A 22,272-nucleotide genomic window follows, 5' to 3' on the forward strand; every position below is an offset into this window, starting at 1 on the left:
GCCGACGGCCATGACTGACCGGCTCCGGGAGGACCGTACGCAGGCGCCGCCGGTGGCTGACGCCGATGCGCCGGCCGGGCGCAACCGGCGGCGCAACCTTGCCAAGGGTCGGCAAGCCGATGCCGGGGCGTGCGCCGAGGTGCGCCGGAGCATCGGCGAGCCTGGCCCGGCGGGCTACCGGCGTGACCTGCTGATCGAGTTCCTGCATCGTCTGCAGGATGCCCACGGAGCGCTGCGCGCGCGTCACCTGGTGGCGCTCGCGCACCTGATGAGACTGCCGCTGGCGGAGGTCTACGAGGTCGCCAGCTTCTACCATCACTTCGACATCGTCGCCGACGACGCAGCCCTGCCCCGGTTGACGCTGCGCGTCTGCACCGGCCTCAGTTGCTCGCTCGCCGGCGCCGACCACCTGCTGGCGGAGACACGGCGGCAAGTCGCAGCGGCTGGCGTGCGGCTGCTCGCCGCCCCCTGCATCGGCCGCTGCGAGCAGGCGCCGGCGGCGCTGGTCGGCCAGCATGCCGTGCCGCAGGCGACGCCGGCCGCCCTGCTGCAGGCGGTCGCGCAACGGGCGACGACGGCGTCCTCGCCGACGCAGGATCCGTCGCCGCCCGGATCGGTCGCCGCCTTCGACCCGGCGGCGCTCGCCGGACGCGCGGTGACGCCGGTGCCGGGACAGGATCCGGCACGGGTGCCGCACGCCGACTACGCGACCTACCGGGCCACTGGCGGCTATCTCCTGGCCGCCGCCGTCGCCAGTGGCTCGCTCCCGGCCGCAAGGGTGCTGCAGGCGATGAACGATTCCGGGCTGCGCGGCCTCGGCGGCGCCGGCTTCCCGGCCGGCCGCAAGTGGCAACTGGTGGCCGACCAGCCAGCGCCGCGGATGCTGGCAGTGAACATCGACGAAGGCGAACCGGGCACCTTCAAGGACCGCACCTGGCTCGAGCGCGACCCGCACCGCTTCCTCGAGGGCGTCCTCATCGCGGCGCACGTCGTCGGTATCGCCGCGGTCTATGTCTACGTGCGCGACGAGTACCACGCGGCACGCGCGCTGCTCGCCTCGGCTCTGGCAGACCTCGTCGCGGCGGCGCCGTGCCGCCTGCCGGCGATCGAACTGCGCCGCGGTGCCGGCGCCTACATCTGTGGCGAGGAGTCGGCGATGATCGAGAGCATCGAGGGCCGCCGTGGCGAGCCACGCCTGCGCCCACCGTACGTCGCGCAACGCGGGCTGTTCGGCGCACCGACGCTGGCGCACAACTTCGAGACGCTCTACTGGGTGCGCGACATCGTCGAGCGCGGGCCAGCCTGGTTTGCCGGCTTTGGCCGCCATGGCCGCCACGGTCTGCGCAGCTTCAGCGTCAGCGGTCGCGTCCGGCAGCCCGGGGTGAAGCTGGCGCCGGCGGGGATCACGCTGCGTGAGCTGGTCGACGAATACTGCGGCGGCATGGCCGACGGCCACACGCTCTACGCCTACCTGCCCGGTGGCGCTGCCGGCGGTATCCTGCCGGCAAGGCTCGCCGACGTGCCGCTGGATTTCGACACCCTGCAGCCGAGTGGCGGCTTCATCGGTTCGGCGGGCGTCATCGTGCTCGGCCAGCACGACCGCGCGCGCGACGCCGCGCTGGCGATGATGCGCTTCTTCGCCGCCGAGAGCTGTGGTCAGTGCACGCCCTGCCGCGTCGGCACGGCGCGTGCGGCGGCGCTGATGGCCGCCGCCGACTGGCAGCACGAGCTGCTCGACGATCTGGCTCAGGTGATGGCGGACGCCTCGATCTGCGGCCTCGGGCAGGCGGCGCCAAACGTCCTGCGCAGCGTGCAGATCCATTTCGCCGGCGAAGTCGCGGCAGGACCGCGATGAGCGGCGGCGCCGGCGAACCGCACGCGGCGACCGTCGCCTTCACCCTCGACGGTCAGTGGCTGACGGCGCGCGCCGGCGAGAGCATTCTCGACGCCGCGCTGCGGCACGGCTTCGACATCCCGCATCTGTGCCTCGGGCGCGGGCTGCGACCAGCCGGCAACTGTCGCGCTTGCGTCGTCGAGATCGACGGCGAGCGAGCCCTGGCCGCCAGCTGCTGCCGCGTGCCAACGCCCGGGATGAGCGTCCATGCGCGCAGCGAGCGGGCACGCCGGAGCCGCGACATGGTGCTCGAACTGCTGCTCGCCGAGATGCCCGCGAGTGGTCACAAGTGGCTCGACGCCGACGGCACGCTGCCGCATGGCGAGCTGTCGGCGGCAGCGGCCCGCGCCGGCGTGCACGTCCGCCCGCAGCTGCAGGCGGACCGCCGGCCGCAGCCGCCGGCGGACGAATCCCACCCGGCGATGATCGTCAACCTCGACGCCTGCATCCAATGCACGCGCTGTGTCCGCGCCTGCCGCGAGACACAGGTCAACGACGTCATCGGCTACGCCTGGCGCGGCGAGTCGACAAGGATCGTCTTCGACCTCGACGACCCGCTGGGCGAGAGCAGTTGCGTCGCCTGCGGCGAGTGCGTGCAGGCCTGTCCAACCGGCGCCCTCAGCGCCCGCTCGCGCGACGGCAGCCAGGTCGTCGACCGTCAGGTGGACACGGTATGCCCGTATTGCGGCGTCGGCTGCCTGATCACCTGCAACGTGCGTGACGAACGCATCGTCGGCGTCGATGGCCGCGACGGACCGGCCAACCGATCACGCCTGTGCGTCAAGGGCCGCTTCGGCCTCGACTACGTGCACCACCCGCAGCGCCTGACGCGGCCACTGATCCGCCTCGCCGGCGCCGCCAAGGATGCCGCTGCGGCAGCCTGCCCCGGCGACTGGCGCGCGCTGTTCCGCGAGGCGAGCTGGGAGGAAGCGCTGGCGCTGGCCAGCGGCCGCTTCCGGGAGCTGCGTGAACGGCACGGCGCCCGCACGCTGGCCGGTTTCGGTTCGGCCAAGGGCAGCAACGAGGAGGCCTATCTGTTCCAGAAGCTGGTGCGGACCGGCTTCGGCAGCAACAACGTCGATCACTGCACCCGCCTCTGCCACGCTTCCAGCGTCACCGCGCTGCTCGAGGCGGTCGGCTCGGGTGCGGTCAGCAACCCGGTCAGCGACGTCCGGGACGCCGAGCTGATCTTCCTCATCGGCTGCAATCCGACGGTCAACCACCCGGTCGCCGCCACCTGGATGAAGAATGCCGCCCGACGCGGCGCGCGGATCGTCGTCGCCGACCCGCGCGGCACCGACATCGGTCGCCACGCCTGGCGCCAGCTGCGCTTCCGTGCCGACAGCGATGTCGCCATGCTCAACGCGCTGATCCACACCGTCATCGACGAGGGACTGGCCGACGCGGACTTCATCCGTCGGCGGGTCGAGAACTACGAAGCGCTGCGCGAGCAGGTGAAACGCTTCAGCCCGGAGGCGATGGCGCCCCTCTGCGGCATCCCGGCGGCGACGCTGCGCGAGGTGGCGCGCGCCTTCGCCCGTGCGCGCAGCGCAATGATCCTCTGGGGCATGGGCGTCAGCCAGCATGTGCACGGCACCGACAACGCCCGCTGCCTGATCGCCCTGTGCGCGGTGACCGGCCAGATCGGCCGACCGGGAACGGGTCTGCACCCGCTGCGCGGACAGAACAACGTGCAGGGAGCGAGCGACGCCGGCCTGATCCCGATGATGCTCCCCGGCTACCAGCGCATCAGCGACCCGGCGGCGCGGCGCCGCTTCGAGGACTTCTGGCGGCTGCCGCTGGATGAGCGGCCGGGCTACACCGTGGTCGAGATCCTCAACCTGGCGCTGGCCGCCGAGAGCGATCCGGACAAGGTGCGCGGCATGTACATCATGGGCGAGAACCCGGCCATGAGCGACCCCGACCTCAACCACGCACGGCAGGCCCTGGCCAGCCTGCGGCACCTCGTCGTCCAGGACCTCTTCATGACCGAGACGGCCTGGCTGGCCGACGTCGTCCTGCCGGCATCGGCCTGGCTCGAGAAGACCGGCACCGTCACCAACACCGACCGCATGCTGCAACTCGGCCGGCGGGTGCTGCAGCCCCCCGGCGACGCCCGAGCCGACCTCTGGATCGTGCAACGTATGGCCCGCGGACTCGGCCTCGACTGGCACTACCCGGGCGAGGAATGCGGCGTCGCGGCAGTCTTCGAAGAGATGCGCCAGGCCATGCCGTCGCTGATCGGCGGCATCTCGTGGCAACGGCTGCAACAGCAGGGCAGCGTCACCTACCCCTGCCTGGACGCCGACGATCCCGGCCAGCCGATCGTCTTCATCGACCGCTTCCCGACCGCCAGCGGCCGCCTGCGGCTGGTGCCGGCCGACTTGGTCAGCGCCGACGAGACGCCCGACGCCGATTACCCCTTCGTCCTCATCACCGGCCGCCAGCTCGAGCACTGGCACACCGGCAGCATGACCCGGCGGACACGCGTGCTCGACGCGATCGAGCCGTTGCCGACGGTCGCGCTCAACGGCAGCGACATGGCTGCGCTGTCGCTGCGGCCGGGCGACCTGGTCACCGTGCAGTCGCGGCGCGGCGAGGTGGTCATGCATGCGCGCGCCGACGCGGGAACTCCGGCCGGTACGATGTTCATGCCCTTCGCCTACCACGAAGCGGCCGCCAACCTGTTGACCAACGCCGCTCTCGACCCGGCTGCGCGCATCCCCGAACTCAAGTACTGCGCCGTGCGGCTGCGGCGCGGCGGCCGCATCGGAGCGGCTACCGGCTACGCCCGGACGGCGCCGGACGCCGATGCCGACTGAGCGCGATCCCGGCCTGCCGCGACTGACGCGGGCGACGGCCAGCCTGACCCGGGAGATTCGCGTGCTCGACGCGGCGGGCGAGGAGCGCATGATGCGCATCCCGGTCGAGCGACCGCTGACCCTCTACGTCGACCGGCGCGAGCTGGTGACGCTGATGACGCTCGGCCAGTACCCGGAGTGGCTGGCGCTCGGCTACCTGCTCAACCAGCGGCTGCTCGACGACGCGCGGCAGGTGGCTTCGGTGACGGTCGACTGGTCGGTCGACGCGGCTGCGCTGCGGACGCGCAACGGCCATGGCGGCAGCAAGGCACTGCGGACAGGCGGCGTACGCCCAGTGCTCGGCACCGGTTGCGCCCAGGGGACGATGTTCGCCGAGCAGATGGCCGACCTCGCGACCCTGCGCCTGCCGGCCGTCGATCTGCCGCGCGTCGATCGGACGACGCTGCTGGCGGCACTCGAATGCATGCGGGCACAGCCCAGCGTCTACCGCGAGGCCGGCTCGGTGCACGGCACGGCGCTCTGCCACGGCAGCGAGCTGCTGTTCTTCGTCGAGGACGTCGGCCGCCACAATGCCGTCGACACGGTCGCCGGCTGGATGGCGATGCACACCGTCGACGGCGGCGACAAGCTGCTGCTCACCACCGGCCGGCTGACCAGCGAGATGGTACTCAAGGCGGCACGCATGGGCGTGCCGACCGTGGTCTCGCGCAATGGCATCACCGCCATGGGTCATTCGCTCGCCGAGCGGCTCGGAATGACCCTGGTCGGACGCGCCGCCGGTGGGCGCTTTCTCTGTTACACCGGCGCCATTCGCTTCGACCACGCTCCGCCCGGCACCGCCGTGCCGCAGGCGCCGCCGCTGCGCTAGCGGCTCCGGCACGCCCGCTACCCGCGGTGACACGGCCCGGCGGGCTGCACGCCGCGTGGCGACCAAGCCCGCTCCCGCACCGCGCTGTCGGTTTTCTTTACACCCACCGCCACGGGCGACCCCGAGTTCATCCCAACACGCTGTTGCAGTGCGTATTTCTGTTCCGGGACCAGTTCTTGCTTATCGCACTCGTTCGCATCCTGTGCGAACCATCTGCCGTCTCACCACCGCGTCATCAGCGAAAGGAATACAGTCATGAACCTGATCTGCAAGTCCGCAGGCGCTCTTGCCGCCATGCTGCTGGCCCCTGCGGCGAGCGCCGCCCTGATCGTCTTCGAGGCCGCCGGCACCAATGCCGCAGCCATCACCCCCACGCGCGATGCCTTTCGCGCGGCCGTCGGCGGCGGCACCACTGCCGGCGCCAATGGTTCCTTCGGCGGCCTTCGCCGCGAAATCAACTGGGATGGCGTGCCCGACAACCGCGCCGACGCCAACCCCCTGCCGGCCGACTTCTTCAACCTCAACTCGCCGCGCGGAGCGGTGTTCAGCACGCCCGGAACCGGTTTCCTGGTCAGTGCCAACGCCGGCCAGGCCGCACCGATCCTGTTCGGCTTCCCGAACGACTTCCAGACCTTCAGCGCGCAACGACTGTTCACCGCCGTCGGCAGCAACATCACGGACGTCAGCTTCTTTGTCCCCGGGACGACGACGGCTGCCACGACGAGCGCTTTCGCTGCCATCTTCACCGATGTCGAGGTCGCTGGCCTGACGACGATGGAGTTCTTCGACGAGAGCGGGTCGTCGATCTTCGCACGCGACGTCCTCGTCGGCGGCAACCAGGGGTTGAGCTTCCTCGGCGCGGTTGCCGGTGCGGGGGAGCGGATCAGCCGCGTCCGACTGACTTCCGGACTCAATACCATTGTCGCGAACGGTGTGCTCGGCAACCCCAACGACGATGTCGTCGTGATGGACGACTTTCTCTATGCCGAACCCAGCCGGTCCGTGCCGGAGCCATCCAGTCTGGCGCTCGCCGGCCTCGGCCTGCTGGCTGGCCTGGGCGGGCTGCGCCGCCGGCGGCAGGATACCTGACGCGCCGTAGCGGCGAGCCACGTGCCCGTTGCGTGAGCGTGCTCAACTGATCGCCGCCACGGAACGGGCAGAACGCCCGGCGCTCCCGCCGCCGCACGCCTACGTGCGGCATGTCCCCGGTCGTCGTTGACGAAGCGCTGCCGGCCGTTTCCTGTCGACTGGTCATGAGCCTTGCGCCAGGCCGAGTTCCAGAGCCGGCCCGAGGCGCTGTGCGTTGACGCCCTGCCTGCGATCCAGGGTAGCAAATCGCCGAACGCCCAGATCCTGCGCGACGGCAATATGCAGGGCGTCTGCGCCGCGAAGCCCCTGCTCGAAATCATCCACCAGTACCGCCGCTGAGCGGTAGGCAACACGCGAGACGGGTACCAGCGTCAGGCCGCCGGCACCGGGTCGTTCGAACAAAACCAGCACGTCACTGGCCTGCCGGCGGAGCAGTTGGCCGCTTCGGGTCTTGAGGGCAATGGCGCTGTGGAACTCGGTCAATGTCCAGTCAGCACTGACCGGGGTCTCGGAGAGATTTTCGAACCACCGTTCCACCCGGGCCGTTCCTGTCTCCGGTGTCAACAAGGCCACCCAGACGCTGGCGTCAGCGTAGATCATCAGAAGCGATCGGATTCCAGCATGGCCTCGACAACCTGTTCGCCCATCGGCAGATGGGCGCGCAGTGCCTGCACCTGTTTCACGAATGCCGTCTTGTCAAACAGCTCCACCGGCAAGGGGCGCAGGCACAGATCGCCCGTCGTCGTGACTTCGATTTCCAGAGCATCGCCGGCCTTGAGATGCGCCTGACGGGCGCACTCGCCAGGAATGCGTACCGCTAGGCTATTGCCCCACTTGGCCAGATGTACCTTCATGCGCCGGTCCTCCACGATGTATAGCCGCGTATCTACAATATCATGCCGGGCCGATCCTGAACTTCGAGCGCGGCTTGGAACGCTGCGAAGTTTGCCGCGCTGCCGAAGTCAGTCCCGGCGCCGGCAACCCAGGCGCAGCTGGCGCAATCCTCACAAGTTAGCATATAGGCATAATCACTTATAGGCGTGCGACAGGTGCGGTTTCGGCTGCGGTTTTCGCGGTTGGGAGCGATTGGGGACGAACTTCTGGAGGTTCAGGGCGATTTCCTCGAGGATGGGCTTGAGGCGGCGAGTGGTGGCGGTTGCAGCCAGGAGCCAACGACCGATCTGTCGCTTGATCTTGTCGATTTCCAAGGTGCGGTTGATCTTGTAGGACGAACCGGGGTCGAGAAGGGTGTGGGTCGCGACATAGGCGGCCAGTGCGTTGAGGTTGTCGAAGACCGCCTTGGCGCCGAAATCCTGGCGCGCCGCATGCCAGGACAAGCCGGAGGTATGTTCCAGTTGCAGCCGGTGCTTGATCCGTTTGAACGCCTCTTCGATTCGCCAGCGGCCGTGGTACAGCTCGGCAAACGCGGCGGCGGGAAAGGTCACTGGATCGAGGAGCGAGGTCATCACCACATGCACCCGTCCGTTCGGTGTCGTCACCCGCACCAAGCGAACCGTGGTCGGCGTGGCCGGGCATTCATAGTCCTCGGCATCACGGGCATTGGGCGCGCGCAAGACGACGACCTGCTCGCTTCGACCGGACTGCAGGAACTCGCGTACCACTTTGAATCCTTGAGACAAATCGCAGCGGATGCAGAAGGGGATGCGACGTGCCGTCAGCGCCGACACCAGCCAACGACATGGAAAGCCGCGGTCCATCACGAGCACATCGTCGGAGCGCAGACAATCGATCGCCTCGAAGAACATCTGACGCTCATCGGACAAAGGCTCATGCAGGCGGAAGTTCAGGAACAGCTCGATCCCCGGCAGGTAGAGGCCGAAAGCCATGCCTGTGACGATCGACCGGACGTTGTCCTTCATCATCGTCAGGCGAACCGCGCTGCCATCCACAGCGACCACCCGAAAGCCTCTCCAGCGCGGGATCGGCAAGTGTTCCTCCACCAGTCCCATCAGGTGCTGATTGACCTCGCCGAACACCAGCGCGTTGATCTTGTAACGTGCCTGGTAGAAGGCTTGAGCGGTGACCTCACGGACCGAGTCGGCGCGATTGCGCAGGTTGGCGAAGTGTCAGCGATCGGCACATTGGAGCCACTTGAGGATCGGCGTATAGGGTCCAGCGCATGATCGGCGTAATGGAGCCAGGCCATGATCGGCATATGGGATCCACACGATGATCGGCGTATTGGGGCCACGGGCCCTGAAGAAGTAAGCAACGGGCATTTCGGATTTCACCGATTCAACGCTACCCTCGGCGACTTTTTTCCGAGGGAAGTGATGAGTAAAAGGAAGATCGAAATGCACCACTATCGACAAGCCCTGCTGCGTATGCGGCAAGGCGACTCTGATCGCGACATTTCCCGAAGTGGCCTCATGGGGCGGCGGACAGCAGCCAGTCTACGAACCCTGGCCAGCGCACGCGGTTGGCTCGCCGGCGACTTGGCCGCCCCCGACGATGCGACGATTGCCGAAGGGCTGGCGCCCGCCAGGCGCGCGGCCACCACCGTTTCCAGTCTCGAAGCGCATCGAGAACGCATCGCGGCTTGGCTGGGTCAAGGCGTTTCCGGCGTCGTCATTCACACGGTGCTCAAGCGCGAACACGACTATACCGGCAGCTACTCGGCGGTACGCCGGATGCTCGGCACGTTGAAACGGGCGATCCCGCCACAGACCACCGTCCGCCTGAGCTTCGCCCCCGGCGAAGCGGCCCAGGTCGATTTCGGTGCCGGCCCGTTCCTGGAGCACCCGGCCGGTGGGCCACGCCGCACCTGGGCCTTCGTCATGACGCTTTGCTTCTCGCGGCACCAGTACGTCGAGTTTGTCTGGGACCAGACGGTGGCGACCTGGCTCGGCTGTCATCGTCGCGCCTTCGAATGGTTCGCCGCCGTTCCGGCACGACTCATCATCGACAACGCCAAGTGCGCGATCATCAAGGCGTGCATCCATGACCCGCAGGTTCAACGCTCGTATGCCGATTGCGCCGAGGGCTACGGCTTCAAGATCGATGCCTGCCCGCCACATGATCCGCAAAAAAAAGGCATCGTCGAGTCGGGGGTGAAATACCTCAAGGGCAACTTTCTGCCGCTCAAGACCTTCCTCGATCTGGCCGATCTCAATCGCCAAGCCAAAGCCTGGGTCATGGACGAAGCCGGCACCCGCCGGCATGGCACCACCGGCGAGGCGCCGACCGATCTCTTCGCGCTTGAGCGTGCGGTCCTTCTGCCGCTTCCCGGCGTGGCGCCGGACCTCGGCGTCTGGTCGCAGGCGACCGTTCACCCCGACTGCCATATCCAGTTCGAGCGCGCCTACTATTCCGTCTCGTTCACCTTGGTCGGCAAGCGTCTCTGGTTCAAGGCCAGCGACGGCATGGTGACGATTTATCATGAGTTCAAGCCCGTCGCCGCGCATGCCCGAGCGTTCAAGGCCGGTGAGCGGCGGACCGTCAAGGATCATCTGCCGCCCGACGCCCGAGCCTTCTTTGCCCATGACCGAGCGTGGTGCGTGGAGCAGGCAGTACGGGTTGGGCCGGCCTGCGCCGCGTTGATCGAGCGTCTGCTCGCCGACCGCATCGTTGAACGACTGCGTGCGGCACAAGGCGTGCTGCATTTGCAGAAATCCTACCCCGCCACCCGCCTGGACGCCGCGTGCGCCCGGGCCCTGGCGCATGAGTCGCCCTTCTACCGCACGGTGAAGACGATTCTGGCCGGCGGTCATGACTTGCGGGCCGACACCTGGGCGGCAACCGCGCCCGAGCCCACTCCGCATTCGGGGCGCTTTGCCCGCAATGCCGCCAGTTTGTTTGCGGCATCGACCACGGTGCAGTGAGCGCCGCGCTGTTCTCCATGGCTGAATCCGGCACTCTGCCGTCTTCAGCCACGGCGAAGCGTATCTCCCGCGTCCGGGCGTCAAGGTTTCGCTGCGCCGGGCGTTGCCCGACCTTGACCCCCGGCCGCGGGAATTCCAGGCCCTCCGGCCTATGTCAACCTGAAGGACTGATCGTGAATCCCATCCCTGAACTTGCTCCCCATCTCAAGCAGTTGCGCCTCTCCGGCATCCTCGGTTCGCTCGAGGCGAGAAATCGCCAAGCCATTGAATCGAAATTGGCTTATACCGAATTCCTGTCCCTCTTGATCCACGATGAGGTCGCGCGTCGCGACCAGACGAAATTCGCCTTGCGGCTGCGCCGCGCCGCGTTCCGCTCCGGGAAGTCGCTCGAAGGTTTCGATTTCGCGCGCTTGCCGAATCTGAACCAGGCCTTGATCCATGATCTGGCCACCGGGCGCTATCTGCAGGAGAAGGCGCCCGTCCTCATCGTCGGACCGTGCGGCACGGGCAAGAGCCATCTGGCGCAAGCGCTCGGCCATTGCGCCGTGCGTCAGGGCGTTGACGTCCTGTTCACTACCCAGGCTCAGCTGTGTGCCACCCTGACGACGGCTCGCGCCGTCGGCACCGTCGAGCGCAAGATCGCCACGCTCTCACGGGTTCCACTTTTGATCGTCGACGACTTTGGACTCAAACCGCTCCGCGCCTCCGCCGACGAGGATTTCCATGACCTCATCGCAGAACGCTACGAGCGCGCGGCGACCATCGTCACCAGCAATCTTGATTTCTCCGAGTGGGATCAGGCCTTTCCCGCCAACCGCCTGCTCGCCTCCGCGACCCTCGATCGCCTGCGCCATAACGCCTATTGCCTGACCCTCGATGGTGAGTCGTACCGCTCACCAAAATTGGCGCCAACGGCACCAAAATCAGCACCGCAAAAACAGGTAAAATCCGCCACCCTTTAAGCCCCGAGTTAGCCCGTTTTTAACTCTTCAAACTGGCTCCATTACGCCGATCATCGGTGGCTCCATAACGGCGATCAATGACAGCGAAGAACTGATCGAGTTCCGACTGGACGGCGGCGTGGACGCTGGAGAGCAGAAAACTGAGGACGGTTGGCAGGGTGAGGGTACGGCAGCGGGTGAAGTGTTTGGGGTCGAGGCGAGCCACTTGGAGCAACTCTTGAGAAAACAGATACTTGGAGAGCTTACCAAGTATGTTGGCATATTCAGGCCGTCATGCGATTCTCCTTTATAAACAATTGGTTACAGCTCTATTTTGCCGCAGGAGCGCAGCCGACACAAGGCCTGCCGCGCAATATGCTGATATGCTAACTTGTGAGGATTGGCAGCTGGCGTTGGCGCCGATGCCAAGGCAGTTGATCCTCCCCGTCAGCCACGCTTCGCGCCATGATCCAACCGGTTCCATTGCAGTGCCCGGTGCCGCCAGTGCCCAGCAATCTGCTGCGTGAAATCGGCCCGCACCAGCTTCGCCCTCGACTGCAGCCAGGAATCGTCCTCGCGCCGGATGACGACCCCCTCGAGCGGTCCGTCGCGAAATACACTCCGGCGATCGATCGCCAACTGCCGCAACTCCTGCAAGCTGTGCTGGCCCCGCATCAATGTGGGAACGGTGACCAGACCCAGGCTCCCGGCCCAGCGGTCACGCCGCTCCGTGCTCCAGAAGCGACCGGCTCGCCGGTCATAAACATCGAAGAGCAACCACCAGTCGGGCAGGGCCGTGTAGGCCAGTGAGTGACGCGCCGCGCACCATTCCCCGAAGGCGACAAGATGTTCGCCAAGCGCATCAAACAAAGCCTCCTCGCGCGGCGTCAGCCACTGACCCAGACGCGCGAACTGCCCGGCATGGGGTGCACTGAGGTAATGCCCACGGTTCTGGGCGCGGAGGGCGCCATCCGGAGTAACCGAGAATCCGAGATTGGCGCCATCGAGCTTTTCTTCCACCACCACCTGCTCTGCGAGCAGAGCATCAGCCTCGACGACAGACAGCACCTTGTCGTCGCGCGGGATGCCGCCTCCCATCCAAGCCAGGTGCGGCGTGTGCGGAAAGCGGAAAAAGGCGCTCATGGCCTGGGTGGCAAAGCCGGCAGATCACGTTCCGGGAACTTCTTCGCGTAGAACCGCTCCACGTCCGCCGGACAGAGAAAATGGACCCCAACACCTTGGGCTGCCAGTTGCGGCCACCAGTCCAGCCACTTGCTGTCGGCTGCCTGCCAGATCGGCGGCTTGTCCGGATGCGCGTTCGCCACGGCCGCAAATTTCCTGTCGGGCGGGTCGAAACGCTCCTCCAGCAACGGATCGGGAAACTCTACGAAACGGTCCGGCCCGGTCTCCGTGATGTGCACACGGCACACGCGGCTGGCATTGGACTGATTCTGCAGCAGCCACTTGAGGAAGACGTCACCCACGCCCTTTGGCTCATTCGGACACGTCCTGTTTCGGTACTCGCCGAGAATGCGGTAACCATCGTCGATCACCACCCTGCCCGACGCCTTTCTGGCAAGGAGCGCCCTGACGCAAGCCGCGCGGCATTCGTCTGTGACCTCCTGATGGCTTCCGTTGGCTACCAGCAACACGTTGGTATCGATGACCACCGGCGTCATGCCCTCTCCCCCGCAGCCTGGCGGCTGATCGCCTCAAGAGTGCGCGCCGCGATGTCGCCCATCTCGTCGCCAAAGAAGTTCACTGGCCAGTTTTCGATCTCACCGAAAAGATTGAGACGTAGGGCCTCCAGTTCCGCGTTCGCACCCTCTCGCCTAACGAAATACACCGCGACGTCGGTCGGCGCGATCCTGCGCTCCGCCACCCGGCGCTGCAGACGCGTGAGGAAATGCTCGGAGTGCGTCTCGATGATCAACTGGGTACCGCGGGCGCTGCCGCTCTCGTTGGACTGCACCGCGCTGATGAAGGCATCCGCCAGGTTGGCCTGGGCCGAAGGATGCAGATGGATTTCCGGTTGCTCCATCCAGACCACCGAATTGGACGGTGAATGGAAAGCCTGTACCAGTGCCGGCAGCACCTGCGAGACGCCCACCCCGACGTCCGTCAGCTTGACCACTGGCGACTCGGCATGGGTCCGCACCAGAACCTCGTATTCCTTGCGCCCCTCGGCGACCGGGTGGACCTCGAAGCTGTCGATGACCCCCAAGTCGCGCAACCAGCCAGCGATGAACACGTCAAAGGGCTGCAGCTTCTGCTTTGGGCCGCGGTTCAGTTTGCGCCCCTGCCCGGTCGCCGCCAGCAGTGCGGCAATCGTATGCTCACCAAGCGCTCCGACATGCGGCGGGGTTTCGCCCGACCACTGGTAGACACGCCGGGCTGGCTGCCGCAGCGGGCCGAGGTAGTACATCCGCTCCAGCATTTCTTCCGCCTGCAGCGCAAAGCCGGCCAGGAAGTCGGCGTTCTGATAGCGAAGGAGCGTGCGATCGGCAAAGCGGTAAAACTTCTCCGGCTGCTCCAGCGGCCACTTGCGGCCTATTGCCTTCACCAAGTTCAACGGTTCGCAGTCGAGTGACATCCTGTCGCCACGCCGATGCGTCACCGCCAGTGACTCGGCGTCGCCCTGCAACAGCCGATAGGTAAACCACTCGGTCTCCGGCTGGCCGTTCTTGTCCGCGCGCAGCGTTGACGACAACTCGAGCTCGCTGCCCTTGAACACTTCCAAGGAATTCAACGGGTTCCTGACGGTCAATACCTGCGGCAGCCGCCAGCGGAGGGAAAACATGATCTTCTGGGCCAGATCGTGCCCATGGACGCAATCAGCGAAGGTGCCGAGGTCAATCAGGGACTTCTCGTCTCCCAAGTGCAATGCGCGCTTTCGGTCGGCCAACTGTACCGTCTGCTTCAGGGCCAGCAGAAGGTGGCCAAGGCTGGACTTGCCGGAACTGTTGGTGCCGAAAATCACGGTCAAGGGCGCGAGCTCAACGCTCTTGGTGTCCTTCCACGCCTTGAAGTTCTGCATCTGCATCCGGGTCAGCATGAGGGCTCCTTTCGTTCAGCGGGCATTATGCAGCGCATCCCCCACCGCCCGCACCGGGCGGCGGGTGCGATACTCGCCGAGTTCGCGGGTTGCATTCCTGTCGAGGACGCACAAGGGCTTCGGTGCTTGTCGACCACAAGAACCATGACTGCGGGCAGAAGCTTCGTTCATCGACGGAAGAACTGCCGATGCCAGACCAGGTAGCCGATGCGTGGCGCGGCCAACTCCGCAAGCCGCCAGGCCCGGCTGCACCCCAAGCAGCACCCGCTGCTCGCCCAACAGTTCAGGGCTCACCAGCACACCGCCATCGTCGTCGAAACTGATCCAGCCGCCATCGAACAGCGCGTCCACATGCGGCGCCAGTAACAGGCCATTGAACACGTCGAGGGGCTCGGCGTCGCTCTCGCACTGCGCTCTGGGCTTGATGTGCGGGGCGCGCAGCAGCGGCAGAGCGTCGAGCCCGGAGACGGCGCAGCGCCCCTCCTGCCAGTAGTCGATCAGCGACCGGCGGAGGATGTCCTGCGCGACACGCCCAGCGCGCTCAACCATGGGATCAGCGGCCACGCAAATCCGGATCGAACGCCTCCGAATACTCGAGTACCTCGATGTGTGCCAACTTGTTCCGATACCGTCGAAGTTTCTCGGTCGCCTGCTGAATTGCGTGGTTCAGCGTCTGAGATCGTGCAACGTATGCCAGCTGGCCAATTTCCAGTTCGTTGAGATCGTTAACCTTCGTTTCATTCACGCGAATCGGCAGTCTGACCACCGGGCGCATCCGCTGCACCCAATAACGACGACTCAATTCAAGAAGTGGCAGGAGTTCGCCTGCCTGAGCTTGCCACAAACGTTCCACCAATTTCCCGTGCTCGACGGGATGACGCAGCAGAAGCATTGAATGTTCAAGTTCCATTCCGTCGAACTTGATCTTACCGCCCGCTTCCCAAGTTGCCGCAAACTCATCCGGTCGTCCCAAAGCATCGGCCGCACCACGCAACGCGGCGACAGGATCGAAGAGCTCGCGCTCATTGATGCCGGCCAGGTATTCGGCCAGCTCAAAATCCCAAAGTGCGAGCTTGGTGACGATTCGCGAAAGCAGTTTCTCTTTCCCCCCTTCGAGGTGCTTGACGCGCATTGCCTCCCGCACAAACAGGAGAACGTCGAGTTCACCCACTACGTCTTGCCAGGGGGTTGTCAGCAATGCAGGAGCGCGTTCGGGAAAGTTGGAGAGTGGAACCCCCGTCACGACGGCAACCACCAGCGGCCTGTCAAATTTTGAGACGACACGACTAGCCGCCTCGTACTCAGTCATGAAATGCTCCCAGGACCGCCAGTGATCGCCATCGATACCTTGCACGATGACGACTTGTCCCGGATCAAGACTGTCCCTCAACTTCCCGATCGATCGCCGTTTAACATCGTTGTCCCCGACGTCTAGCCAAGCGTAGAGCTGATCAATCGGGTTCTGGTCCTCGTCATCAAAGGGCCCGGCAACTCGCCAACCCTCATCCAACAAGTTCCGCCGCAGAGTCTCAGCCAATTCCGCGACACCACGCACCGGTGTCGGCAAAACGAGGTTGTATCCGGCCCGCAAGGCCTCCACGTTCCTGGCAATGAAATTGCTGGGACCCGGCAGCTTCCACCAACTCATCAAATCTTCACTGCCAGCAGAGTCCGTCGCACCACGGGGTCGAGCACCCAGAAATCACCGCCCTCCCGTTTTGCGAGCCCGATCCGTTCAGCCCACCGCAACGCCCGCTCAACTTGATCCAGCCCACACTCAGACATTTCGGCGAGTTCGCTCGCCTCGGCTGGCTGCTCACCCCAGTTCGCGAGAGTAGTGAGTATCTGTTGCGGCAAGCGAACATTGAGTCCGAAATCCGCGAGACGCTTTCGCACCTCTTCAGGATCTTTCCAACTCTGTTCAATTGCCTCTATGCGGCGATCAAGTTCACGGGCAGTAATACCTTCCTCAATCAGCGAATAAAGGAGCGTTGGCCAGAACCCAGTCGCTGCGCCGAGCGCGCCCGTTGCATTCGGCAGTTTCAAGTCCTCAAGCCACTGCCGAACGAAGCTCTCCCGCCAAGGCAACATTGACATCCATGGGATTTCGAGTTCTTGCAGAGCCTCGTCGGCCAATGCACCCCACATCATCTCGGGATCCGCCACGAATACCAAGGAAACGAAGCGGTTCGCCATATGCAAGCCGTCGAGAACACGCTTGGCGTCTCTGACCCAGATACCACTCCAAGGCACGGTGTTCGGGACAACAATGACTGTCAGTCCTTCATTTTGCTTATTCCTGGTGATCCTCTTCAGGGTATTGGCAAATGAAAGGTGATCACCGCAGCCATCAATCTCCACAAGTACACCGCTACCTGTCAGATCGAGATAGTCTTTTAGTGCCGGAATGAGACCGGCAGATCCGCCAGCAAGTGATCCGGCTAGCGCCAGGACGGAGTTTTCGTGCCGCAGTAGCTCGCTCAACTGCTGATAGGTAAGAGGATTCCTTTGCGGGCTGTCCGGCTTGTCTCGGAAATGTGCCCTGAAGGCTGCAGAATCGAACTCACCAGTCGGCTGCCGCGACTTGACCAGCACCGTCTCGATTTCTTCCTGGTTACCGAGCAACAAGAAGATGTTCGGATTGCGCAGGCTATAGCGGCCCTCCGGTGTGCGAGAAAGCACCCCCAGTGCCACCATCTCGTCGAGCAGGACTCGAAAATCCAACTCGCTGGTATCGTGAAACCCTTCGGGCCACCATTGCATGGCACCGTTCTGCCAGATGCTCCGCCAGTCCATCCCCTCGTTGTGTGTGTAGCGGCCGGAAAGCGCCTCCAGTGCCATCGCATAGGCGACTACCTCGTAGCGGAGATCAAGTTGCAGCGTCAACCGGAATTTGTTGCGTATCTCATCCCGAAGGTCTCCGCTGGAATAGACCGCTTCGATGTCCTGGTTGGTAATGCGATACCGCGGTCCGTGCGGCCGCTGAGCGCTACCAACCTTGGTCAGCATGTGGCGCAACAGGTGATGGCAATAAAGCTGGATGAGGCTCGGGTAGTAATTCGTCTGGGCCAGGATGCGTATCACGAGGCTTGGGGCATCGAATTCGAAGCCGGCAGCCAACAAGGGCTTGCGCACGAGTTCTTGAGCCTCTCTGATCTCATGCTCATCGATGAAGGGGCCGATCTTGATCGGCTCGCCGAAATGCGCCATGGGATGATTTGCACGTTCCGTCATCCGGAAGACATTGTGCAATCCGGCAAAGACAACCTTGAAACGCCGCTGGGTAACATCCATCAACTGTTTAAGGCGGCGGGTCTCGGCAAAGTCATGTCTTCCGTCCTGCTCGAAGAATCGGTCGGCTTCGTCAAGAAGCAGGAGAATGCGCCGCTCCACATTTTTTACGAGGAATGTACGCACCTCGTCGACCAACGTATCCACCCCGCCTTTCTTTGCCAGAGAGGCAGAAGAAACCGGCGAACCCAGAGCACCGACACCTCTGAGGCTGGCAGCCAGCGGTAGCCAGATCTCGAATGCCGCACGATTTACGCCGATGCCCTCAGCGCGCAAATCGATCCAGATAGAATACCGCCCGTTCGGGGGCGCGTGAAACGCCTGCTCGGCACGCCGCATCAGGGCGGTCTTGCCCAACTGGCGCCCCCCATAGATGAAGCAGCGGCCATTCATTCCGAGAATGGCGTTGAGCTCTGACGTCCGACCAAAGAACATTTCTGGTGGCACCAAGCCGGCAGTCGCGTCGTACGGATCGGAGTAGCCAAATGGGAGGCTGGTCGAGAAAAATGCCGCCAGCCGAGACCCTCCCTGTCCCGCCAGAAACAGAAGCATGACTTCGTCCATAAGGACAAAGCTCTTGTGTGCAAGCTTCGTCTTCCGGCTGATATCACGCCACTTGCGCTCTGACATGCGACCGAAATAGAGAACGATTGTTGCCCGATGCAGACTCGAATCGCCGACCATCTGGACAATGTCGTCCTCGGTTGGCCGCTCCCACAGACAGATGACGCGATAGTTTCCCTTGGCGCCGGAACCGAAGTGCGGGATCGGACAAACGCCACGGTCTTCAACCGTTCCCGTGCTCATGTTCCAAACCTCCATTTTTGGAGTCTTGCTCTCCCTGGAGGGCGGGTTGGGGAGCACAAATCCAAGGCCACTGAAGAACGATTGCAGTCGAATCGCTTCAGCTTCCCGCCGTGACTTGAGCTGCGCCCAGTCTGTAAACATCTTCGCCGCCTGATCCCGTTGCGCCCCGTCAACCTTTCCTAGTTCGAGTCCCGGTATCGACTCGCCCTTCTTGATCGTCGTATCGATGGACTCCTTGCTTCTCCGACTGCTCAGCCAATCCTCCAACTCGCCAATGCCGGCTAAGAAAGAATGGAACGGGTCAGCTTCAACGGCCTCGTCCGGCCAAGGCGGCAGACCGCGGCGAACGCGCTGCAACAACTCGTTGGCGGTTGCGATATCACGCTCGCGGAGGGCTTTCTCAACTTCGGCCAAGTCGGCCGGATCCTTTCCAAATCCCGCCAGATCGGAAATCGCGGCGCCTACTTCCCCAGCCTTTTTGTCGTGGTTCCCGCGAATCTGCGCGGAAATATCAGAAATAGCGCTCAGTGCCACATCGAAACGCCCTTGTTCAGCAGTTTGTGCCTCCAGGAAAACCAGACCGCTCTCCCAGGAGCTGCGCTCGGCGTCCGAAACGTAGCCGTAGGCTGAGCCCACCTCGATATCACGACGCGCCACAAGGAGAGAAGCCTTGAGCTTCGCGCACCAGCTATCGCGCGCACGCCGAAGACTGTCCCCCGTGTCGCTTCCCGAATCCTCGTCGTCCGCGCCCTGCAACAACAAGTTTGCCCCGAACACATCACCCACATGAAGCCGTTGCTCGAAAGCCTGACCGAGCGAAACTGGATTTGCAGTCCACGTTCGGATAGCAGAGACAATCGTCGTTTCCGGGGTTTCAACTGACCAGTTGGCCCCTACACGAATCTCAGGCACAAGTAGGAGTTCGCCCACAATCACTTGGTCGGCCGGCGGCTCGGATGCAGGCAGTGGCGACTCCGGATCGAAGAGGCCGTGAAGCGCCTGAAGCTCTCTCCAGACCACGGCCTGTGCGCTCGCCACAAGCCCCCACTGGTCAGTGGCGGACGCAACGAGTTCCGACTCAATTGGCTGCATCGATTGGTCCAACTTCTCACGAACCTGCAACAATAGCTTGCGCATCTGGTCACTCGAAGGGCTCTGGGCCTCGACCAGTGCGGTCCAACGCCGAGCGAATCCAAGAGCCTCCTGAGCACATCGACCGAGATGATCGAGGGCACCGGAGTGAATGTCCTCGCCTTTCACCCGCCCGTTCTCCGTCCGGTCTGTCTTGCGAATCAGCTTTCGCAACTCAGCTTGGTCTGACAGCGAGCGGATCAGTCCCTTGACCTCGGCGACTGCCGCCGGCTTGTTCTCCGCCACTGGCGACACTAACCGTGACATCACGCCCTCTGGCTTCAGCCACGCATGCCAGACCTTGGTCGCTGGAGCGAACTTGATCGTCATCGCAGGCGCCTGCGTTCGCAACCAGTCGCGCGCCTCGGCTTGGAGCCCCGAAAAGTCCTTGCTGATCGCCGCTTGGGAACGCGCCGAGCGAATCGACGCCAGTTCGATCCGGAAACGAAGAAGGCGCTCACTGGACTCGCGGAGGGCCTGAACGAGCAAATAGAGCGACTTGTACCGCCCCTGACTGTCAAGATGCAGATAGCCGGCAATCGCCGAGGCGCCGCTTTCCGGACAGAGCACCATCGGCCGCAACGTCGCCGCCACGAGTAGCAGGTTTAGCGCCGTATGCCACGAATGCGGACCGTCCTCGTGAAACCATGCCTCGGATAGGTTCTGAAGCCTGGCTGCCACCGACTCACGCAAGCGACCGTCAGGAAAAACCAAAGAATGTGCCAGTGCCAGCGATTCCAACAGTTCGAGTGGCGGTGTTCGGATGCCCCCGTTCGCTTTCGTCAGGGCCCTGGCGTACTGGTATGCCATCGACAGGTTCCCTCGCCCCAGCAGGGTCCAGATTGGACGGCATGCCTCGCCAGCGTCTGGGGAATACATCTCCTCACGAGTGCTTTCTGGCGCGGCGCCACCCGCAACCACGATGCCATGGCTGACCTCAGTCCGGGCTGGCATGACGTGCTCAGCCAAGGGCTTGGGGCTCGGCTCAGGCGCTGGGTCAGGCGTAGGCTCCGATACCGGTTCAATACCCGGAGCCGGTAGTGGTTGGATCTGAGGTTCGTCCTCTGGCATAGGCTCTGTTACCGAAGGCGGCGGCACTTCCTCGGGTTCTCCTGGCATCACCGCAAGCGCGGGCTCAACCGGAGCGACAGCGACCCCTCCAGTACACTCTTCCCCCTCGAACTGCCGAGGATCATGCTCCTGCGTCTCAAACGATCGGCAATAGGGGCTGGCGGCCGACAAGAAGGCATCCTGCAGTGACTCGAGCTTCTCGTCCAAGTCCAGCAACGCTCTCTCCCGCTCGCGGCGCTTCCTTTCGATCGGCTTGCGCTCGAGCGACGATTTCGCCGCGCGTACTTGTCGATCCAGAGCATCGTGGCTTTCCTGCAAGGTTTGGCGCCCGCCGGCCTCGGACTCGAAGGTCGCGCCGGCGAGAGAAGTCCGCTCGAGAGCGGCATTCGCATCGACTGACAGTTCTTCGAGGCTTGCCTCCGGCTCGCCGAGCGCATCCTCCCAGCGTTTTTCGAGCGCCAGCAGCACCGCCTCGTCCAGCCAGGCAAACTCCGGCTTGCCACTCCACTCGTGGCAAAGTTTGATCAGCGCGTCCACTTTGGCCTTGATCTCCTCGCGTAGCGTGTCCTCCGCTACAGGCAAGTGCGCTGCCAGCACCCCGAACTCTTCGCCAATCCTCATCAAGTCGGCGACGGACTGCATGGATGGACAGCGACGCAATTCGTCGCGGATCTGATCGAGCCTTTCCATAAGCGCATCCCAATCCGCCTGAAACCCAGCCGGGCTCAATTCCCCGGCGACAGGCGCCTGTTCGGCTTGCTCTGGTTGAACGGCCTGATCGACTAACTGGAAGTCGCTGCTCAAATCCGGGCACAGTCCGATAGCCCTTCGTGCGAACCATTCGTTCGCCGACGCCGAGCAGAGCGCGAAGACAGCATGACTCACCGCCCGCCGTCGCACATCGTCAAGTTCCGGCCAACGTTCTAGTTCTTCGGCAATCTGCGGCCAGAGCATGAAGACGTTGAACGAAAGCTTCGCGCTTGACGACCCCATAGCTCTTTCAATACCAGACCGGATATCCCGCCAATCCGTGCAGCTGTCGAGCAGCGTCTCCTCGTCGAACGTGAGGGCGGTCCAGTCGCTGTCGTATTCCTCGAGGAAAACCAGGTCCACGGACTGCGCATAGTCCATCGCTGTGAACCGGTCGCGCCCTGCTGGACCTGCTCGGCGCGCAGCCCAGAAAGAACCCATACGCTGCATGGGATTCGACCAGCGGCGGACGAGTTGCTTGTCCGCTTCCGCAAGGTGGGCGACCCGCTCGCCTAGAGACTCGGCAATCATTCCGGCAAAGTAGTCGGCTCCCTTGGAATGCTCGCTCAGTTTGCGCTTGACGTCGCGGTTCAGACCCTTGGCCTGCAACAGCTTGATCAGGACGATGCTCTTGCCGTCCGGTTGCAGGACGTCATCTGGCAGGCCGAACAGCACTGATTTCTTCTTGATATCGTTCATGGCGTGATGGTT

15 protein-coding genes are annotated in these 22,272 nt (G+C 64.1%); 6 read left to right on the forward strand and 9 right to left on the reverse strand.

Annotated elements, in window-relative coordinates; genetic code table 11:
* The first annotated feature begins 10 nt into the window (after positions 1-10).
* From V5B60_RS00530 to V5B60_RS00545, 4 genes are all read left to right on the forward strand, one after another.
* Positions 11-1,855 (forward strand): NAD(P)H-dependent oxidoreductase subunit E, encoded by a 1,845-nt coding sequence (locus V5B60_RS00530; protein WP_332345107.1) that lies wholly within the window; start codon positions 11-13, stop codon positions 1,853-1,855.
* Positions 1,852-4,716 carry a formate dehydrogenase subunit alpha gene (gene fdhF, locus V5B60_RS00535; protein WP_332345108.1) on the forward strand — a complete coding sequence of 955 codons (2,865 nt, stop codon included), beginning with the start codon at positions 1,852-1,854 and terminating at the stop codon, positions 4,714-4,716. The genes V5B60_RS00530 and fdhF overlap by 4 nt, the downstream gene beginning before the upstream one ends.
* The gene (locus V5B60_RS00540) at positions 4,706-5,584 is read left to right on the forward strand and encodes a formate dehydrogenase accessory sulfurtransferase FdhD (protein ID WP_332345109.1); all 879 of its coding nucleotides are present in this window, start codon (positions 4,706-4,708) and stop codon (positions 5,582-5,584) included. The genes fdhF and V5B60_RS00540 overlap by 11 nt, the downstream gene beginning before the upstream one ends.
* 255 nt (positions 5,585-5,839) lie before the next feature.
* Entirely contained in the window at positions 5,840-6,673 is an 834-nt protein-coding gene (locus V5B60_RS00545) for a PEP-CTERM sorting domain-containing protein (RefSeq protein WP_332345110.1), read from the forward strand.
* Positions 6,674-6,835: 162 nt separating this feature from the next.
* Here V5B60_RS00545 and V5B60_RS00550 read toward each other — a convergent pair whose 3' ends face one another.
* The 3 genes from V5B60_RS00550 to V5B60_RS00560 all read right to left on the reverse strand — a co-directional run bounded on the left by V5B60_RS00550 (position 6,836) and on the right by V5B60_RS00560 (position 8,748).
* Complete coding sequence (locus tag V5B60_RS00550) at positions 6,836-7,273, reverse strand: type II toxin-antitoxin system VapC family toxin (protein WP_332345111.1); 438 nt, start codon at positions 7,271-7,273, stop codon at positions 6,836-6,838.
* Positions 7,273-7,527 carry an AbrB/MazE/SpoVT family DNA-binding domain-containing protein gene (locus tag V5B60_RS00555; RefSeq protein WP_332345112.1) on the reverse strand — a complete coding sequence of 85 codons (255 nt, stop codon included), beginning with the start codon at positions 7,525-7,527 and terminating at the stop codon, positions 7,273-7,275. Before V5B60_RS00555 ends, V5B60_RS00550 begins: the two co-directional genes overlap by 1 nt.
* A gap of 174 nt (positions 7,528-7,701) precedes the next feature.
* Positions 7,702-8,748 carry an IS4 family transposase gene (locus V5B60_RS00560; protein ID WP_332350362.1) on the reverse strand — a complete coding sequence of 349 codons (1,047 nt, stop codon included), beginning with the start codon at positions 8,746-8,748 and terminating at the stop codon, positions 7,702-7,704.
* 240 nt (positions 8,749-8,988) lie between these two features.
* Between V5B60_RS00560 and istA the strand changes: the two genes are divergently transcribed.
* Positions 8,989-10,515, forward strand: coding sequence for an IS21 family transposase (gene istA, locus V5B60_RS00565; RefSeq protein WP_434735353.1), 1,527 nt, complete (start codon positions 8,989-8,991; stop codon positions 10,513-10,515).
* 173 nt (positions 10,516-10,688) lie between these two features.
* A complete protein-coding gene (gene istB / locus V5B60_RS00570) occupies positions 10,689-11,477 on the forward strand; it encodes an IS21-like element helper ATPase IstB (protein WP_332345114.1) in 789 nt (262 codons plus the stop codon).
* Positions 11,478-11,903: 426 nt separating this feature from the next.
* On the opposite strand, the gene V5B60_RS00575 is transcribed toward istB, so the two are convergent.
* The 6 genes from V5B60_RS00575 to V5B60_RS00600 are packed head-to-tail and all read right to left on the reverse strand — an operon-like array spanning position 11,904 to position 22,260.
* Positions 11,904-12,599, reverse strand: coding sequence for an RNA ligase family protein (locus V5B60_RS00575; RefSeq protein WP_332345115.1), 696 nt, complete (start codon positions 12,597-12,599; stop codon positions 11,904-11,906).
* Entirely contained in the window at positions 12,596-13,135 is a 540-nt protein-coding gene (locus V5B60_RS00580; protein ID WP_332345116.1) for a hypothetical protein, read from the reverse strand. Before V5B60_RS00580 ends, V5B60_RS00575 begins: the two co-directional genes overlap by 4 nt.
* A complete protein-coding gene (locus tag V5B60_RS00585) occupies positions 13,132-14,511 on the reverse strand; it encodes an AAA family ATPase (protein ID WP_332345117.1) in 1,380 nt (459 codons plus the stop codon). The genes V5B60_RS00580 and V5B60_RS00585 overlap by 4 nt, the downstream gene beginning before the upstream one ends.
* Positions 14,512-14,526: 15 nt before the next feature.
* On the reverse strand, positions 14,527-15,060 hold the full coding sequence (locus tag V5B60_RS00590) for an HNH endonuclease (protein WP_332345118.1): 534 nt from the start codon (positions 15,058-15,060) through the stop codon (positions 14,527-14,529).
* A 4-nt stretch (positions 15,061-15,064) separates the two neighbouring features.
* A complete protein-coding gene (locus tag V5B60_RS00595) occupies positions 15,065-16,159 on the reverse strand; it encodes a hypothetical protein (protein ID WP_332345119.1) in 1,095 nt (364 codons plus the stop codon).
* A complete protein-coding gene (locus V5B60_RS00600; RefSeq protein WP_332345120.1) occupies positions 16,159-22,260 on the reverse strand; it encodes an ATP-binding protein in 6,102 nt (2,033 codons plus the stop codon). Before V5B60_RS00600 ends, V5B60_RS00595 begins: the two co-directional genes overlap by 1 nt.
* Positions 22,261-22,272: the final 12 nt, after the last annotated feature.

This window comes from Accumulibacter sp. (assembly GCF_036625195.1).
Classification (GTDB): domain Bacteria; phylum Pseudomonadota; class Gammaproteobacteria; order Burkholderiales; family Rhodocyclaceae; genus Accumulibacter.

Bases quoted from the DNA above. Each gene is read 5' to 3' on its own strand.
- V5B60_RS00575 (WP_332345115.1), bottom strand. From the start codon at position 12,599: ATGAGCGCCTTTTTCCGCTTTCCGCACACGCCGCACCTGGCTTGGATG.
- istA (WP_434735353.1), top strand. From the start codon at position 8,989: ATGCACCACTATCGACAAGCCCTGCTGCGTATGCGGCAAGGCGACTCT.
- V5B60_RS00540 (WP_332345109.1), top strand. From the start codon at position 4,706: ATGCCGACTGAGCGCGATCCCGGCCTGCCGCGACTGACGCGGGCGACG.
- V5B60_RS00580 (WP_332345116.1), bottom strand. From the start codon at position 13,135: ATGACGCCGGTGGTCATCGATACCAACGTGTTGCTGGTAGCCAACGGA.
- V5B60_RS00600 (WP_332345120.1), bottom strand. From the start codon at position 22,260: ATGAACGATATCAAGAAGAAATCAGTGCTGTTCGGCCTGCCAGATGAC.
- V5B60_RS00530 (WP_332345107.1), top strand. From the start codon at position 11: ATGACTGACCGGCTCCGGGAGGACCGTACGCAGGCGCCGCCGGTGGCT.
- V5B60_RS00595 (WP_332345119.1), bottom strand. From the start codon at position 16,159: ATGAGTTGGTGGAAGCTGCCGGGTCCCAGCAATTTCATTGCCAGGAAC.
- V5B60_RS00545 (WP_332345110.1), top strand. From the start codon at position 5,840: ATGAACCTGATCTGCAAGTCCGCAGGCGCTCTTGCCGCCATGCTGCTG.
- V5B60_RS00585 (WP_332345117.1), bottom strand. From the start codon at position 14,511: ATGCTGACCCGGATGCAGATGCAGAACTTCAAGGCGTGGAAGGACACC.
- V5B60_RS00550 (WP_332345111.1), bottom strand. From the start codon at position 7,273: ATGATCTACGCTGACGCCAGCGTCTGGGTGGCCTTGTTGACACCGGAG.
- V5B60_RS00590 (WP_332345118.1), bottom strand. From the start codon at position 15,060: ATGGTTGAGCGCGCTGGGCGTGTCGCGCAGGACATCCTCCGCCGGTCG.
- fdhF (WP_332345108.1), top strand. From the start codon at position 1,852: ATGAGCGGCGGCGCCGGCGAACCGCACGCGGCGACCGTCGCCTTCACC.
- V5B60_RS00555 (WP_332345112.1), bottom strand. From the start codon at position 7,527: ATGAAGGTACATCTGGCCAAGTGGGGCAATAGCCTAGCGGTACGCATT.